9 protein-coding genes are annotated in these 15,544 nt (G+C 62.0%); 3 read left to right on the top strand and 6 right to left on the bottom strand.

Features of this window, described 5'->3' with window-relative positions:
• Nucleotides 1-4 precede the first annotated feature (4 nt).
• The gene (locus tag ABWW33_RS03700) at nt 5-961 is read left to right on the top strand and encodes a PA14 domain-containing protein (protein WP_353398998.1); all 957 of its coding nucleotides are present in this window, start codon (nt 5-7) and stop codon (nt 959-961) included.
• Between the two features lie 88 nt (nt 962-1,049).
• Here ABWW33_RS03700 and ABWW33_RS03695 read toward each other — a convergent pair whose 3' ends face one another.
• The gene (locus tag ABWW33_RS03695) at nt 1,050-1,325 is read right to left on the bottom strand and encodes a hypothetical protein (RefSeq protein WP_176650912.1); all 276 of its coding nucleotides are present in this window, start codon (nt 1,323-1,325) and stop codon (nt 1,050-1,052) included.
• Here ABWW33_RS03695 and ABWW33_RS03690 point away from each other — a divergent pair.
• The gene (locus ABWW33_RS03690; protein ID WP_176650911.1) at nt 1,303-3,174 is read left to right on the top strand and encodes a cellulase family glycosylhydrolase; all 1,872 of its coding nucleotides are present in this window, start codon (nt 1,303-1,305) and stop codon (nt 3,172-3,174) included. The two genes, ABWW33_RS03695 and ABWW33_RS03690, sit on opposite strands and share 23 nt — an antisense overlap.
• A gap of 17 nt (nt 3,175-3,191) precedes the next feature.
• Nucleotides 3,192-6,257: a family 43 glycosylhydrolase gene (locus ABWW33_RS03685; RefSeq protein WP_353398994.1), complete on the top strand. Its 3,066-nt coding sequence runs from the start codon at nt 3,192-3,194 to the stop codon at nt 6,255-6,257.
• 47 nt (nt 6,258-6,304) lie between these two features.
• Here the strand turns inward: ABWW33_RS03685 and ABWW33_RS03680 are convergent, their stop codons facing one another.
• The 5 genes from ABWW33_RS03680 to ABWW33_RS03660 form a co-directional block, all read right to left on the bottom strand.
• Entirely contained in the window at nt 6,305-7,789 is a 1,485-nt protein-coding gene (locus ABWW33_RS03680) for a tryptophan halogenase family protein (RefSeq protein WP_353398992.1), read from the bottom strand.
• Between the two features lie 116 nt (nt 7,790-7,905).
• Entirely contained in the window at nt 7,906-11,034 is a 3,129-nt protein-coding gene (locus ABWW33_RS03675; RefSeq protein WP_353398989.1) for a TonB-dependent receptor, read from the bottom strand.
• 121 nt (nt 11,035-11,155) lie between these two features.
• Nucleotides 11,156-12,409: a hypothetical protein gene (locus ABWW33_RS03670; protein ID WP_176650908.1), complete on the bottom strand. Its 1,254-nt coding sequence runs from the start codon at nt 12,407-12,409 to the stop codon at nt 11,156-11,158.
• Nucleotides 12,410-13,239: 830 nt separating this feature from the next.
• Nucleotides 13,240-14,349: a helix-turn-helix domain-containing protein gene (locus ABWW33_RS03665; RefSeq protein ID WP_353398987.1), complete on the bottom strand. Its 1,110-nt coding sequence runs from the start codon at nt 14,347-14,349 to the stop codon at nt 13,240-13,242.
• A 185-nt stretch (nt 14,350-14,534) separates the two neighbouring features.
• The gene (locus ABWW33_RS03660) at nt 14,535-15,476 is read right to left on the bottom strand and encodes an alpha/beta hydrolase (protein WP_176650906.1); all 942 of its coding nucleotides are present in this window, start codon (nt 15,474-15,476) and stop codon (nt 14,535-14,537) included.
• Nucleotides 15,477-15,544 lie beyond the last annotated feature (68 nt).

The raw sequence follows: 15,544 nt of genomic DNA, 5'->3' as shown, positions 1-15,544 counted from the left end.
ACGTATGCGCTCAACACCGGAATCCAGTTTGCCCCCGCCCGCAACCGAAGGGCAACCGTCCAGGCGGCGCGAGAACCGGCGCTACGCGCTGGGCGTCGTGGTGCTCATCCACCTGTCCTTGCTGGCCGGCATACTGCTGTCGCGCGTGCGCCGTCCCGTGCCGCCGCCGCCCAGCGTGGACGTGGTCCTGTTCCAGGAGAAAGTACCGGAAAAAAAGATTGCCGAACCGCCGCCCGCCGCAAGCAATATCGCTCCTCCCGTCATCGCTCCGCCGCCCCCGGTCGCCGTGCCCCCGTTGCCAGTGCTCGACGTCGTGCCGGACTCCCGGACGCCGGCCCCCGCCCCCGCCCCCGCCCCGGCTGCGGCCCCGCCCCCTCCCCCGGCCCCGGACCCCAACCCACCCGCGAAGACGGCCGTGGCCAGCGCGGTCCCCAAGCTGTTCGAAGAATGCGCCGAAGGGTCGGATCGGCATATGGTCGCCGACGTATATCGCCTCAATGTCGGCAGCCAATCGGTGTCCGAAATGCGCCGGCGTAAGCCGATCAAGCGCGTTTGCCTGGCCCAACTCGATATCACGCCGCGCTCCTTCCGCGAAGGCTTTCCCGGCCTGGGCTCGACGGTCGAATGGTTTGGGATGGATATTCGCTTCACCGTCAATATCGCGGAGGCCGCCACGTGGGAACTGATGCTGTTGGCCGATGATGGCGCCGTGCTCAGCATCGACGATGAAAACGTGATCGACAACGATGGCATCCATGCCCCCACACCGGTGGCGACCAGGATCAAGCTGGAGAAAGGCTTGCGCAATTTCCGTGTGCGCTACTTCCAGGGCCCGGGCCCAGATCTCGCATTGATGCTTGCGTGGAAAAAACCCGGCGCGGCCGATTACAGCTACGTGCCGCGCAACCTGATAGGACGGCCGCCGGCCGGCGCGCTGCCGCAGATCCAGCCTAAGGAGTGATCGGCAAAAGGGCAACGGAGATACGTTCCGAAATAGCGCGAATGGTGAAGATATTACAAGGTGCAGATAATCGCATTGATACTGCACTTCATTGCATCCGGCGTGCCGCGTCGCCGGCGCACAGGTGGCGCACAGGTGGCGGCCGGATCGAACAGCGTCCTTTTAAAGCCAGCAATAGCAAAATCTGCACGAGGATCAACACCGGTCGTGCAGATTTTTTGCCCGACGCCGTCATGGCAGGCGGCGGCGCATTTTGGCCCGTATTTTCGCCGCGATATTTGGGATAGACTCCGCCGGATTGCGGGACAGCCCCTAATACTAATAATGAGGAGATCATTGAAATGAATAAAAAAAGTTTAGTCATTACGTCCCTTTTTATGACTCTGTCAGGAAGCGTTGCGAGCGTGCAGGCGCAGACCTGCGATCCAACCACGGTAACGCCCTATATTTATTCGTCCGGCGCCTGGAATATAACGGCAGCTGCAGCGATTAATACCGGAAACCAGATCGCATTTGGGCCGCAACCGATCAACGGCGGGTCCTGGTCATGGAGTGGCTGTGGAACATCGGGTTCTTCACGCGAACAATTCGTAACGCCAAATGCTAGCTGTACAGCAACAGCGGTCTATACCAACAGCTGCGGCGCACAAACCACGCAGTCCTTTGCGATCACGGCTTACCCGGACTACAACACCAATCCAATTGCCCCGAATGCGACCGGTATGAGCAGTAACGCCGTACAGTTGGCTGCCAAAATAAAGCTGGGAACTAACATTGGAAACACCATGGACGCTTATGGTTGCAGCCCGGCGTCAGAGACTTGCTGGGGCAATCCGATGGTCTCCGCCGCTTACATAAAATTGGTAAAGGACAGCGGTTTTGACGCGATTCGGATCCCGGTATCCTGGGATCAGTATGCCGACCAGACGACTGGAAAAATTAGCGACGCCTGGCTCGACCGCGTGAAGCAAGTGGTGCAGTATGCGGTGGATAATGGGCTCTACGCGATCGTTAACATCCATTGGGACGGCGGTTGGCTGGAGAGGCATGTTAACGAAGCAAGCAAAGTCGCTGTAAACGCCAAACAGAAGGCTTACTGGCAGCAAATTGCCACGAAGCTGCGCGACTTTGACGAGCATGTCTTGTTTGCCAGCGCCAACGAGCCCGATGCTATCTTTCCAGACCAGGTAAGGGTTCTCGACAGCTATCATCAAACATTTGTCGATGCGGTTCGTTCGACGGGCGGTAGAAACGCTTATCGCGTGGTGGTGCTCCAAGGCCTGAGAACCGACATCGACATGACTTTCAATGATTGGAATGGCATGCCTTCCGACCCTGTAGCCGGTCGCCAGATGATGGAAATTCATTATTACCCAGGGGCTTTTTCGAACCTGGGAGAAGATACTGACTGGTCGCAGATGCATTGTTACTGGGGTGACGGCTACCATTCGACTACCGATACTTATCGCAACTCGCCGGGACGGCTTCCGCTGATGGAAGAGGCTTATACCGATGCGCAGTTCGCCAAAATGAAAACAAAATTTGTCGACCAGGGGATTCCGGTGATGTTGGGGGAGTTTGCCGCGATGAAGCGTAACCAGTCAATTTGCGCTGACCTTGACCTGCATCTCGCTTCGCGGGAGCATTTCTATCAATATGTCACCAAGTCGGCGCTTGCAAACGGCCTCTTGCCAGTCGCCTGGGAGATCGGGATGGCTGAAGGCCTGCTGTTTGACCGTACGACTCCGGCCGTGGGGGATCCACAAGTACTGGATGCAATGTTGGTAGGCGCTGGCAAAGCCCTTGGATTGAGTAACCGCCCCAATAGTTGGACCTTGAGTGCCGGTGCCACAAATAGTAGTTCAACTGCGTACATGGGACTTACCCTCAACCAGGCGGGGGCGGCCGCTGCCTATACTTTCGCCAATCCAGTCAATTGGAGTGGCAAAACCTTGAAAGTGGTGCTTAATTTTGATCAGGCGTTTGTTGCAGATCGAAATGGCGGGATGGATGCCTTGTTCCAGTTCTATACCTACTCCGCCGGTTGGGCTGCTTCTGAGTGGAAGTGCTGGACTGCCAATAAGGAGCTGGTTGCAGGTCAGGATACAGAATTCACCTGTTCGGATTTTAACGTCCAGAATGCGGAGGCGGTAGGTATCCAATTCGTCGGATCAGCAGGTTCCGTCACCATCAAGCGAGCAATTATTCAATAAGCTCCATAAAGCCCCTCATGAAAAAAACAACCCGCTCCGCCCTCGTTCTCTCGTCCATGTTGGCTGCGCTGCCCGCCGTGTCATTCGCGCTCAACCCGGTTATTCAAACGATGTATACCGCCGATCCGGCCCCTATGGTCCATCAGGGTACGCTCTACCTGTTTTCCAGCCACGATGAAGATGTCGGGGAAAAGAACAATTTCAACATGAAGAACTGGGTGCTCTCCACGACGACGGACATGGTCAACTGGACCCAGCACGGCGCGATCGCCTCCCTCCGGGATTTTCCCTGGGCCGCCAAGGAGATCTCCGGCTGGGACGGTTTTGACAACGGCGCCTGGGCTCCCCAGGTGATCGAGAGGGATGGCAAATGGTATCTCTACGCCCCGGTGCAAGGACGGGGCATAGGCGTGCTGGTGGCCGACAATCCCCTCGGCCCCTACACCGATCCGCTCAAAAAACCGCTGATCGCCGGCCACGCCGGCGGCCTCTACGACAGCATCGATCCGACCGTCTACATCGACGACAAGGGCCAGGCCTATCTCGCCTGGGGCAATCCCAATCTGTGGTCGGTGAAGCTGAACAAGGACATGATTTCCTACGACATCAGCGTCGGGGACAATGGCATCATTCGCCATCCGATGACGGTCAAGGCCCTGGGCGAACGCAACCCTCCGGACACCCAGGGCGTGACGCTGCCGAAGCCGGCTCTGCGCGGCACATCCTACGAGGAGGGCCCCTGGCTGTATCAACGCGCCAATCTCAATTACCTGTTTTTTGCCGCCGGTCCCATCCCCGAGCATCTCGCCTACTCCACCGGCCCGACACCCGAAGGCCCGTGGACTTACGGCGGCGTCGTCATGCCACCGCAAAGCGCCTTCACCAACCATCCGGGCGTGGTGGATTACAAGGGCAAGACCTACCTCTTCTACCACAACGCCGCGCTTCCGGGAGGCGACGGCTTCAAGCGTTCCGTGTCCGTCGACGAGTTGAAGTTCAACCCGGACGGCTCGGTCCCCACGGTGCGGCCGACCAGGGAAGGACCGGCGCCGGTCGCCACGCTCGATCCCTACAAGCGGGTGGAGGCCGAGACCATCGCCTGGTCTTCCGGTGTCAAAATCGAGCCCAGCAGCGCCGGCGGCCAGAACGTGCGCGACATCCACGACGGCGCCTACATCGAAGTGCGAAATGTCGATTTCGGCGCGACCGGCGCGCGCGCCTTCATGGCCAGCCTCTCCAGCACGGCCAAGGCGAAGGCGGCCACCGGAGCGAAGATCGAGATTCGTCTGGGCAAACTCGACGGCCAGCTGATCGGCACGCTGCCGGTCGCGGGAACCGGCGGCCAATGGAAGCCGCAGTCTGCACCGGTCTCCGCCGCCTCCGGCGTCCAGGATGTCTTCTTCGTGTTCCGCGGTGCGGCCGGCGAAGAACTGTTCAAGTTCGACTACTGGCAATTTGCCGAGCGCGATCTGTCCCAGCCCGTTCCGGCGGCACAGGCGAACCGTGCCCATAATCCCCTGATCTGGGCCGACGTCCCGGACATCGCAGTCATCCGCGTAGGAAAAACCTACTACATGAGCAGCACGACGATGCACATGAGCCCGGGCCTGCCGATCATGAAGTCGACCGACCTGGTCAACTGGAGCATGGCCTCCTACGCCTATGACACACTGGCCGACAACGAAGCCTTCCGCCTCGAAAACGGCAAGAGCGTTTACGGCGAGGGCTCCTGGGCCAGCAGCCTGCGTTACCACGACGGCATGTTCTATGCCTCGACTTTCTCCGCCACCGCCGGAGGACGCACCCACATCTACGCCACGCGGCATCCCGAGCGCGGCCCGTGGAAAGAGACGAGTTTCGAGCCTGCGCTGGGCGACCACAGCCTGTTTTTCGACGACGACGGTCGTGTTTACATGGTTTTCGGGGGCGGTCGCATCTCGCTCATCGAGCTGCAACCCGACCTCTCCGGATTCAAGCCTGGCGGCGTGAACAAGGTCATCATCGAAGACGTCAACGCCCTCTTTGGCGCCGACCAGGGCGGGCTCAAAGCCGAGGGCTCGCAGCTTTCCAAGATCAACGGCCGCTACTACCTCTTCAACATCGCCTCGCCCAAGACCCGCTGGTCCCGCACCGTCATCGTCCACCGCGCCGACAAAATCGACGGTCCCTACGAGGGGCGCATCGCACTCGATGACCGCGGCATCGCCCAGGGCGGCCTCATCGACACCCCGGACGGCAAATGGTATGCCTATCTGTTCAAGGACAACGGCGCCGTTGGCCGCATCCCCTACCTCGTTCCCGTGACCTGGAAGGACGGCTGGCCCGTGCTCGGCAAGGACGGCGAGGTGCCCATGACGCTCGATCTCCCCGCCGGCCGCCAGGGCGCTTCCGGCGCCTCCGGCATCGTCGCCTCCGACGAATTCGAGCGCCGGCCCGGCGCCCGCGCCCTGCCCCTCGCCTGGCAATGGAATCACAATCCCGAGCCGCGCAACTGGTCGCTCAGCAAGCGACCGGGCTACCTGAGCTTGGTCACCAGCCGGGTCGATGCCACCCTGCCCGAGGCCAGGAATACCCTCACCCAGCGCACCTTTGGCCCCGACAGTTCCGCCACCACCAGCATCGACGTGAGCGGCATGAAAGACGGCGACTGGGCCGGCCTGGCCGCATTCCAGAAAAAGTATGGTTTTGTTGGCGTAAAGATGAGCGGCGGCGCCAGATCTCTCGTCATGGTGAGCGCCGACTCCGACCAGCCCGAGGAGATCGCCTCCATTCCCCTCTCTGGCCAAACCGTTCACCTCAAGGTCGAATGCGAATTCCAGTCTGCGCCTGACGACGCCCGCTTCGGCGTCTACGAGGGTGGCGCAAAGACCTACGGCATACCAGGGGCGCCTGAGGTCGCCCGCTTCTCCTACAGCCTCGACGGCAAATCCTGGACCCCCATCGGTCGTCCCTCGCGCCTGGTCTACACCTTCCCGCACTTCATGGGTTACCGCTACGCCCTGTTCTATTATTCGACCAAGACCGCCGGCGGCCGGGTCGACTTTGACTACTACCGGATCGGGCAAAGCGGCGCCGCGCGCTGACCTCCGCCCGGCAAGGAGAAATGCATGAACACGGCATACAAGCGCACTCAGCGGCCCAGCCTGCCGCGCAGGTAGGCGTCGTGTTTGGGCATGGCCGCCACGGCGGCGGCGATGCATTCGCGGCGCCACTGCAATCCCCGCAGCGCCACCGCGCGCTCGACGTCGCCCAGCGTGGGGTCGGCGCGCTCGGGCCAATGGCCCATGCCGGCATGGATCGCCAGCCAGCTGGTCGCGTCGAAGCCCTCCAGGTCGTACTGGTGCAGCGCGCCCGCCTGGCGCCAGGCGTGCAGCTTGAAGGCCAGGGTGCCGGGCAGCTCCATGCTTGCCATCGCGCGCCACAGCGCGCTGTCGCGGCGCGCGCTCAGGCAGTAGTGCATGATGATGAAATCGCGCACACGCGCGAACTGCAGCCCTACTTCGCCGTTGTAGCCGGCCTTCACCTCCTCGGTGAACGGCGCGCCCGCCAGCAGCAAATCGATCAGCCGCCCCATGGCCCTCTGGACCAGGAAGATGCTGGTCGACTCGAGCGGTTCCAGGAAGCCCCCCGCCAGGCCCAGGGCGACCACGTTGTGCACCCAGGCGCGTGCGCGGTGGCCGGTCTGGAAGCGCAGCAGGCGCGGTTCGGCCAGCGGCGGGCCGTCCAGCTGTTGCAGCAACTGCTCGCGCGCGCGACCCTCGTCGATGTAGCGGCTGGCGAACACGTGGCCGTTGCCGGTGCGGTTTTGCAGCGGAATCCGCCAAGCCCAGCCCGCCTCCAGCGCGGTGGCGCGCGTGTACGGCGTCAGCTCGGTCCCTATCCGCTCGGTCGGACAGGCCCAGGCCCGGTCCACCGGCAGCCAGTGGCTGAAGTCGACAAACGGCTCGCCCAGCGTGCGCCCCAGCAGCAGCGACGCGAAGCCGGAGCAATCGATGTACAGGTCGCCGGCCACCACGCGCCCATCGGCCAGGGTGAGCCGGTCGACGCCGCCGTCGGCGCGCCGCGCCACGTCGACGATGCGCCCCTCGGTGCGGCGCACGCCGCGCCGCTCCCCCAGCTTGCGCAGGAAGGCGGCGTAGAGCGCGGCGTCGAAGTGGTAGGCGTAATCGTAGCGGTCGGCTTCTCCCGGCCGCGCGAAGCGGCCCTGGCTGGCCATCACGCTTGACAGGCATTGCTCGCCCAGCGCCCCAAGGCCGGCCTCGCCCAGCCGCCGGTACTGGCCCCACACCGCGTGGGACCCGCTCAGTTCTCCGAAATCGCCGAAGGTGTGGAAATAGCTGTCGCCGCGCGCGCGCCAGTCGCAAAACTGGATGCCCAGCTTGTAGCTGCCGTTGGTGGCGCGCAGGAACTCGGCCTCGTCAATGCCGAGCAGGCGGTGGAACTCGCGGATCGAAGGAAAGGTCGCCTCCCCCACGCCGACAATGCCGATCTCCTCCGACTCGACCAGTTCGACGCTGGCGCCGGCTTTGAACGCGGTGGCCAGCGCGGTGGCCGTCATCCACCCGGCCGCGCCGCCGCCGACGATGACGATGGTTCGAATAGCTTTGTCACACATGGACCACCCATATAAAAAAAGGGGCGGCCGAAGCCGCCCCTGAAACTGCCGGCACAGCGACAGGAGACGAAGGAAGGTCCGCCGCGCCTGAGTGGCGACGGACCTGATCTCGGGGCTTAGTACGTGTAACGCAGCGCCAGGCGATAACTGCGGCCCGGCTCGAACCAGGAACGGGTCATGTTGCCGATACCCTGCTGCTGGGTCTGCTTAACGACGGTATCCAGGATGTTGCTTGCGTTGAAACTGGCCTGGATATGGTCGTTGAACCGATAGTCGAACCCGAAGTCCAGCTGTCCGGCCGCTTCCTGCCACGTCGGCAAACCCCAGGCCACGTCCTGTGGATAGACTGTCTTGCCATCGACAACCGTGGCCCGGGTCGGATCGGCACTGGTGGCGCTGCCGTTGGGGTCCGACGTGCCATTGACGTTCACCCCCTGCAGGAAGCGGCTGCGCCAGCTGTAGGCCAGGCGCATCGACATCGGTCCCTTGTCGTAAAAGACCATGAAGTTGTAGGCGTTCTTCGACAAATACTGCAAGGGCATATCGGTGAACGGCATGCCATTGGTGTCGCAGCCATACAAGCTCAAGGAATCGTTGTTGAACGATCCGGAGGACGGGCAGTACTTCATATTGAACGGATGGTGCAGCGTCTGGCTGCTCTTGATGTAGGTGTAGTTCGCCGATACGCCGAAGCCCTTGGTCCATTCCGGCAACAGCTGCGCCAACGCCGGCACATTATTGAAGTAGGCTTGGCCGGCGAGCTCCAGTCCGGCCACCTTGCCGTCCGCCGCATTGTCCGGCGCGGTGATCAGGAAGGTTTGCGGGTTGCCGGCCAGGTCGTTGTAGTCGCGGGTATAGGCAGAGCGCAAGATGATGTCATGCACTTGCTTGTAGAAAAGAGCGCCCGTCAGCGAGGTGCCGTTGCCCGGATACCATTCGAGCGTCGTGTCAAAACTGTTGGCCTTGGTGGGCTTCATGTGGACGTTGCCTTGGTCATCACCGCGGTAGTTGACGGCCGTCACGGTGCCGGTGGGTTGGTCGACATTGACCTGCTGGTACAGCTTGATGTACTCCCTCAGGTCTTGAAAGCTCGGCCGATACATCGACTTGGCGAACGCGAAGCGCGCTTGCAGCTCGGGGGTGAATTCCATCTTCAGGTTAAGACTCGGCAGCACGTCGACGGCGCTGCGGCCTTCGACGATCGGCGCGTTGATCTGTCCAAACCGCGGCACCTCCGGCAAATAGCCGTTGCCGTATGTCGGCAGGAACACGGTGTAGCCCTGGGCCTTCGTGTCGGTGTGGACCACGCGCACGCCGGCGCTGCCCTCGACCGGGAAACGCAGGTCGTCGAAGCCGAAGCGCGTCATCACGTAGGCGGCCTGCGTTGTCTCCGACTGGCGGGAGGTTTTGGACGGATCGCCGTCGTAGACAAGCGGCATGAAGGGGTCGACTATCTTCGAGCAGTCGTTGTTGGTATTTGACTGCGCGTTGCCCTGTTCGCATTGAATCTTCATGATCGGATTCGCCGCCGCCACGTAGGCGTTGGGGTAGTCCTTGACCGCGGCGAGGCTCGGCACCACCAGGGCGCCCGGGGTGGGGATCTTGCCGTTGAAGAAGTTGTTGAAGGTGTAGAGGCTGGTCGGTACCAGGGCTGCGACCCTCGGATCGCTCAGGTAAGTGAAATTGGCGCGGCCCGCCCAGGTCGGTTCGTCCGTCGTGGCGGCCGGCTGCCCCGGCGTGGACGAATTCCTGACTTCCCATGGCCGGGCGACGTTGTACCACATGGAGCCGGTCGCGTCGATGTGGTTCGCCGTGCGCCTGGTCGCGCGCACGCCGAAGCGCACATCGCGCATGATCGGATGGTCGAACTTGAAACGCACGTCGCCCTTCCACGCATACAGGTCGGCGTCCGCCTTGGTCCTTTCCGGCCCCAACATCTGCAGGTAGTAGTTGGCCGGATTGCGCAGGAACGCTTGCGCCTTGTCGTCGAAGGTGATCTCGCCGACATGTTTGCTCAGGTCGATATTCATGCTCGGCACGAAGGTGGCCAGAGTCATGTTTTCGCTCTCGGTCTTGTTGGTGGCATGGACCCATTGCAGGTCGTTCTGGACCGACCAGCGCTCGTCGATGGTCCACTTGGTGTTCCAGGCGATCTCGCGGGTCTGCGAGCGCCTGTCGAAATAGGTTTGGTTGGTATTGAAACCCAGTCCGCCGTCCACGAAATTATTCGCGCCCGCGCCGCCGATCGGATAGGTGTACCTGGCCGACTGCAGGATGCCCTTGCTGTCGAACACAGGGTCGATGAGCTTGGACTTGTAGGGGTTCTCCACGCCCGTGTACAGGGCGTTCTCGGTGCCGGTTTCCTTGTAGCCGGAGTGGAAATAGGTCAGCGCGGACGTGGCTCCCCCCTTCTTCCACTGCAGCGCGGCATAGACGCCGACGCGGTCGTTCGTGCCGAGGTTGGTGCGCCACGAGGCCGATTTGGGCACCCACACGGTTTGTCCGGCGACGATGTCGGTGCGCGGAAAGTAGGCGTCAACTTGCACCGTGTCGTTGTGGGAATTGGTCTGGTTGGCGGACAAGTTGAACAGCGCACCCCACTGGCCGAAGTCGTTTTCCCAGCGTTTCGAGACCAGACCCGAGAGTGCGGGCGAGGTTTGCTTGCCGAGCTCGTTATAGTTCACGTAGGTCGAGGCCGCGAATTTATCGCCCTTGTAGTCGAACGGCAGCGCGGTGCGCAAGTCGACCTGGCCGCTGACGCCGCCCTCGATCAACTCGGCAGGCGGGTTCTTGTGCACGACCACGGCGGACATCAGCTCGGCCGGAATGTCGCCCCAGCTCAATTCGCGTCCCGGCCAGCCGGCCGAGAACGATTCGCGGCCGTTCAAGGTGGACGAACCCCAGGTCAGGCCGCGCACCGAAATGCCGGAACCCTCGACCGAGAAATGCTCCGGGTCGCCGCGCGAGCGGTTGCGGTCCATCGTCACGCCGACGATGCGCTGCAGCACCTCGGTGATCGACTTGTCGGGCAGCTTGCCGGCCTCTTCGGCGACGACGCCGTCGACGACCTCCTCGGCATTCTGCTTGAGCTTGGCGGCCGACTTCATCGCTTCGCGCTGGCCGTTGACGACCACGCTCACGACTTCCTCGTCCTTGGCGGCCGGCGCCGAAGGCGCCGTTTGCGCCTGCGCGGCGCCGCTGTACAGCGCCGCGAGCTGCGCCGCCGCGAGCGCCAGCGCGGTCATCCGCAACGGTTTCCGCTTGGTGATTGTTCCGATTGTCCTCATTGTCTCTGTCCTCTTGAACTCTTGTAGTTGCTTTGGCTGTCCGCCGCGCCACGCGGGGACGGTAAATGGTCGTGCGCGATCACTTGAAGGTGATTTTCCCCATCGTCACGCTGGTCGTGTAGATGTCGGTCCCCGCTGTTGGCACCTGATCGTTGATACCCGGCACGTTGAACTCGAGCTTGGCGATCGGATAGTTCTGCAGCTCGTCCCAGACGTCGAGGTTGGACAGGCCGCAACTACTCTGGACCGTGAACGACTTGAGATCGACACTTTGCTCCTGCAAGCCCTGCACGGACGGCGAAAACACCGGTGTCATGAACTTCTCCAGAACCACGTTGCAGTTGTTGGCGTAGTGGCCGAGATACAGCCAGACTCTGAGCTCGGTCTTTTGCGCGGTGATCATTTCGGGGTTCATCAGCATATTGAACTTGATCGCCTTCTGGGAATCGATCCGCACACCGGCAAGCGTGTTGGCGCCTGCGACAAGATTTTCCAGGGTGGCGGCGTAAAACCGGAGACCGTAATAGCCGCCGAAACCAGCGGCGCTCGAACGCTTGTCCATGCGGAACGTGAAGGTGCTGCCGTCATCGGCCACGGTGTTTTGGGCGCCTGACGAGGAGTACCCTTCGATTTTTCCGGCCTCCGCGGTGCGCCAGGAATCGGTTGGCCTGTAGCCGCCTGTGAAAGTCAGCGCGGGTCCTTCCGCGGCGCCGACCGGAATGGTCTTGGTCAGCGTAGCCTCGTTAAAGAAATCGCTGCCGGCCTGGGTGGCGGTGACGATGCACAGCCCATCGGCGAGCATTTTCAACGTGGTTCCGGTAACCGAGCACACTGTGGGCGAGCTGGTGGTAATGCTGATGGGGAAGTCGGTTAAGGAACCCGCGGTGGAAGCCGGTGTCACCTGCACCGATGCCCCCACGGGCTGCGTTCCCGGGTTGGCGAAGCGCCAAATACCCTGATCATTCTTGGGTACGACGAAAAGCTGGCGCGCCGTGGCCGCGGCGTAGCCATCCCCACCGGCCTGGTTGGCGTTCACCGAGCATTCGCCCGATTTCAGCAGCGACAGCGTGTCGCCGCTGACGCTGCAGGTGGCCGGCGTGTTCGACACGTAGGTAATCGGCCCGCCGGAACTGGCCGTGGCCTTCAGCGTGATGGTCGCGACGGCCGGCGGAACAGCTACCTTCGACCCGCCCGGGAACGGGAAGGAAACTGATTGCGCCATCCCGGCGTCGCTTCCTTTGCCACCGCCACCGCCTCCGCAGCCCGCCAGTAGCGTGGCGCAGGCCAGTCCGACAGCCGTAAGCTGGAATCTCATTTTTTGTTGTCCCCTCATGATTTATGCTTCCTCTCTGTTGCGTCTACTGCAAGTTGCCTGTCACCGGCTACGCCGCTGACAAGGTGAAATTCACTTCCGCCTTGGCACCGGCGTGCGCAGGACGTGAGGTGTGACTTAGCCCTGCGATAAAGGGTTGGCAGCCCTGCCTTGCAAGGCGTGCCTGTTAGGCAGGGGCGCGGTCGCTGGCGCGTGCCGCCGGTATGGGCATGGAAGATGTGGAAGCGCCTGCGCTAGTGCGCTGCGCTTCACTACGCTGATGTCTCCTTCATTTTATTTTCGGCCATGCTGTCCAGGACCGTTTGGCTGTCGCTTGCAGGACGGAGAACAGGCCCGCCTGTCCTGCAAACGGGCCGAGTCTATCCCAAAAATTGCGGCGAAAATACGGGCCAAAATGCGTCGCCGCCTGCCATGACGGCCTCGGGCGAAAATTCTGCACGGTCGTTATCGGTGCTCGTGCAGATTTTGCTATTGAGCGCTTTGAAGGTCCGCTGTTCGAGCCGCCTCCCTCCCTGTGCGCGGGCGGCCGCGTCGCCGTTGCAGCGTGTCGGATGCAAGGAAGTGCAGTATCAATGCGATTATCTGCACCCTTGTAATATCTTCATCATTCGCGCTATTTCGGTGGGTATTGCCGTTGTGCTTTTGCTGCTCACAGGGCTGTGCCGGCGTCGCGCAATACGGCACCTTTCATTGGATATTCAGGAGTTGTCGCGGCGCTCGTAATCGTCGGGGGGAGACGGAGCGACGGATGCCGGATGGGGAGTTGGCCTATGCAACCGGACGGTGAACGCACGTGGCCGCGCTCGGCGCGGCCGGCGAAATATGGAGCTTTATGGCGTCGGCTCCCGCGCTTCCTTTTTGCACACTTCCCGGAATGCCTTGGGCGTGCATTCGTATTCTTCCTTGAAGAGCTTATTGAAATACGAGGAATTCTTGTACCCGACCGAATAGGCGATTTCCGCGATACTGGCGCTGGTGTTTTCCACCAACAGGCGCGATGCTTCGGTCAATCTGAGCTTGTTCAGGTAACCGATGAAGGTATACCCCATTTCCGCCTTCAATATGTCGTTGACCTTATTACGGTTGACGCCGGTTTCCGACACCACGGTTTCCAGATCCAGTTCCGGATCCGCATAACGCGTCGCCAGCAATCTCAAAATGGCGGATTTCTCCCTTTCCCTGTGCGGTTCCAGCGTCAGCTGCTGGTACGCCACCAGCGGCAGGTCTTTCTGCATCCGCGCGTGCAGGTCGTTGGCCAGGGCCGCCGCGCACTGCTTGACGAACCAGAACCCGAAACCGGCCCAGGCCAGTATCAGGAACGCGGCCAGAAAATACAGGTAGCCGTATTTCCGCTCGTGCATTTCGATTCCCGCGATTTCGATACGCGACGGGGTGCCGAAGCGGCTGGCGTTGCTGGTGCCGACTTCGATCTGCGCGACCTTGGCCAGCGAGTAGCCCAGATCGGATGGGTTGAGCTTGTTCATGTCGACCCACCATTCCGGAATCGTCAAATGCGCCAGGTCGAGTTCGGCGCGGGCCCCGTCCTGATTGCAGTTGATGTATGCCGTTGGCGAGCGGTAGGTCATCAGCACATCCCGTTTGGACAGCTTGTCGTCGAAGGTGGCCAGGCCGACCCGGATGGTGCCGGCGGGGAAGCAGCGTGCCTCGAAACTGATCTTGTCGAACCTGGACCAGTCGAACAGTGCCGGTTTGCCGTTGCGATCTGTGAAAAGCAGGCCGCTCGATACATAGGCATGGGGATCGCTGCCTGACAGGACATATTCCATGATCAGGCGCGCGGCATCGACTCTCGCGTTCAGGTGGGTCGTCGCGTCGTGGGTGCTGTGCGTGCGCAACTGCCAGGAAAAATCTTCTTGCTCAAACAAGGCGACGCGGTGATAGCTGCGGATGACGCACAGATACCCGACCAGGATGCTCATACCGAGAAGCAGGACCAGCCGAAACAGTGCCTTTGAATATAAAGCGTGCATATAGATTACAGTTGAATGGTCGGACGGCGGCGACCCCGCCGGGCGCAGGTGCGGCGGCAGTCGTCAGGTCTCGCAATGTACAGCATGTCATGCCGTCTGTCACTGCGACACCGTTGCACACCGGCGCCCACGCATCAATCTGCCGCAGGCTGAAAGACGCGCTGGGCGAAGTTGTACAGATTATCTGCCCAGCTTTCGCGGTCGTGGCCGTATTCATCCACATTCCACACATGCGGGACGTCGTGCTGCTTCAGGTAGCGATGCAGCGTCTGGGACACGCCGATCAGCCCGTCCTTGTTTCCGCACGAAAGATACAGCAGCTGCAGCTGGCGGCGTACCTGCGCAGGTTCGGGCAGCAGCACCTCGCTCGCTCGGGTGTTGGGCGCGGACGAGAAGCCTGCTATCCAGGCGAAGGTATCAAGATGGCCGAGGCCGATGTTCAGCGCCTGGCCTCCGCCCATCGACAGTCCGGCGATCGCGCGCTGGCCGCGCTCGGCGCGGGTCGGATAGCTGCGGTCGATGGCCGGGATCAGGGACGCCAGCAGTTCCGGTTCGAATCGGGTGAAACCTTCTACGTGCGCGGGCGTGAACATGCGGTCGGCGGGCGGCGGATTATCGTCCGCCAGCGCGCGGCCGTTGGGCATCACGACGATCATCGGCACCGCCTTGCCGGCGGCGATCAGGTTGTCGAGGATGGTGTGCGCGTGCACATAGCCGCGCCACTCCTCGTGGTTGCCGGCGATACCGTGCAGCAGGTAAAGCACCGGATAGCGGCGCTGCCCCGAATAGCCGGCCGGCAGGTAAACGTTGGCCTTGCGCCGCGTGCCGGTGACGGCCGAGTCGTAGCTGAATTCTTCCACCCTTCCCTGCGCGACGCCGGGCTGCACCTCCGCGAAGCCGGCCGGCGCGGCGGCCAACGCGCGCACGTCGTCGGGGGCCAGCACCGCGGAACCGGCCAGGTTGGCGCGCACCTGTTCCGGCGCCTGCTGTGACGGCAGCTCCGGATTGCGCTGGGCCGCGCAGACGAACGGGATGGCGCACATCAGCAGGCCAAGATTGAGTGAGGTTGCGCGCATGATCAGAGCCTTGTCTCTTATAAGTTTAATACAGCCGATTGTATCGTAGCCATGTGGACTTCCACATA

The sequence above is a fragment of the Duganella hordei genome, from assembly GCF_040369125.1.
Taxonomy (GTDB): domain Bacteria; phylum Pseudomonadota; class Gammaproteobacteria; order Burkholderiales; family Burkholderiaceae_D; genus Rugamonas; species Rugamonas hordei.
Note: the sequence above shows the minus strand (reverse complement) of the source record. Positions and strands in the feature narration are given on the sequence as shown.

Bases quoted from the DNA above. Each gene is read 5' to 3' on its own strand.
- ABWW33_RS03675 (WP_353398989.1), bottom strand. From the start codon at position 11,034: ATGACCGCGCTGGCGCTCGCGGCGGCGCAGCTCGCGGCGCTGTACAGC.
- ABWW33_RS03660 (WP_176650906.1), bottom strand. From the start codon at position 15,476: ATGCGCGCAACCTCACTCAATCTTGGCCTGCTGATGTGCGCCATCCCG.
- ABWW33_RS03685 (WP_353398994.1), top strand. From the start codon at position 3,192: ATGAAAAAAACAACCCGCTCCGCCCTCGTTCTCTCGTCCATGTTGGCT.
- ABWW33_RS03665 (WP_353398987.1), bottom strand. From the start codon at position 14,349: ATGAGCATCCTGGTCGGGTATCTGTGCGTCATCCGCAGCTATCACCGC.
- ABWW33_RS03690 (WP_176650911.1), top strand. From the start codon at position 1,303: ATGAATAAAAAAAGTTTAGTCATTACGTCCCTTTTTATGACTCTGTCA.
- ABWW33_RS03695 (WP_176650912.1), bottom strand. From the start codon at position 1,325: ATGACTAAACTTTTTTTATTCATTTCAATGATCTCCTCATTATTAGTA.
- ABWW33_RS03680 (WP_353398992.1), bottom strand. From the start codon at position 7,789: ATGTGTGACAAAGCTATTCGAACCATCGTCATCGTCGGCGGCGGCGCG.
- ABWW33_RS03670 (WP_176650908.1), bottom strand. From the start codon at position 12,409: ATGAGGGGACAACAAAAAATGAGATTCCAGCTTACGGCTGTCGGACTG.
- ABWW33_RS03700 (WP_353398998.1), top strand. From the start codon at position 5: ATGCGCTCAACACCGGAATCCAGTTTGCCCCCGCCCGCAACCGAAGGG.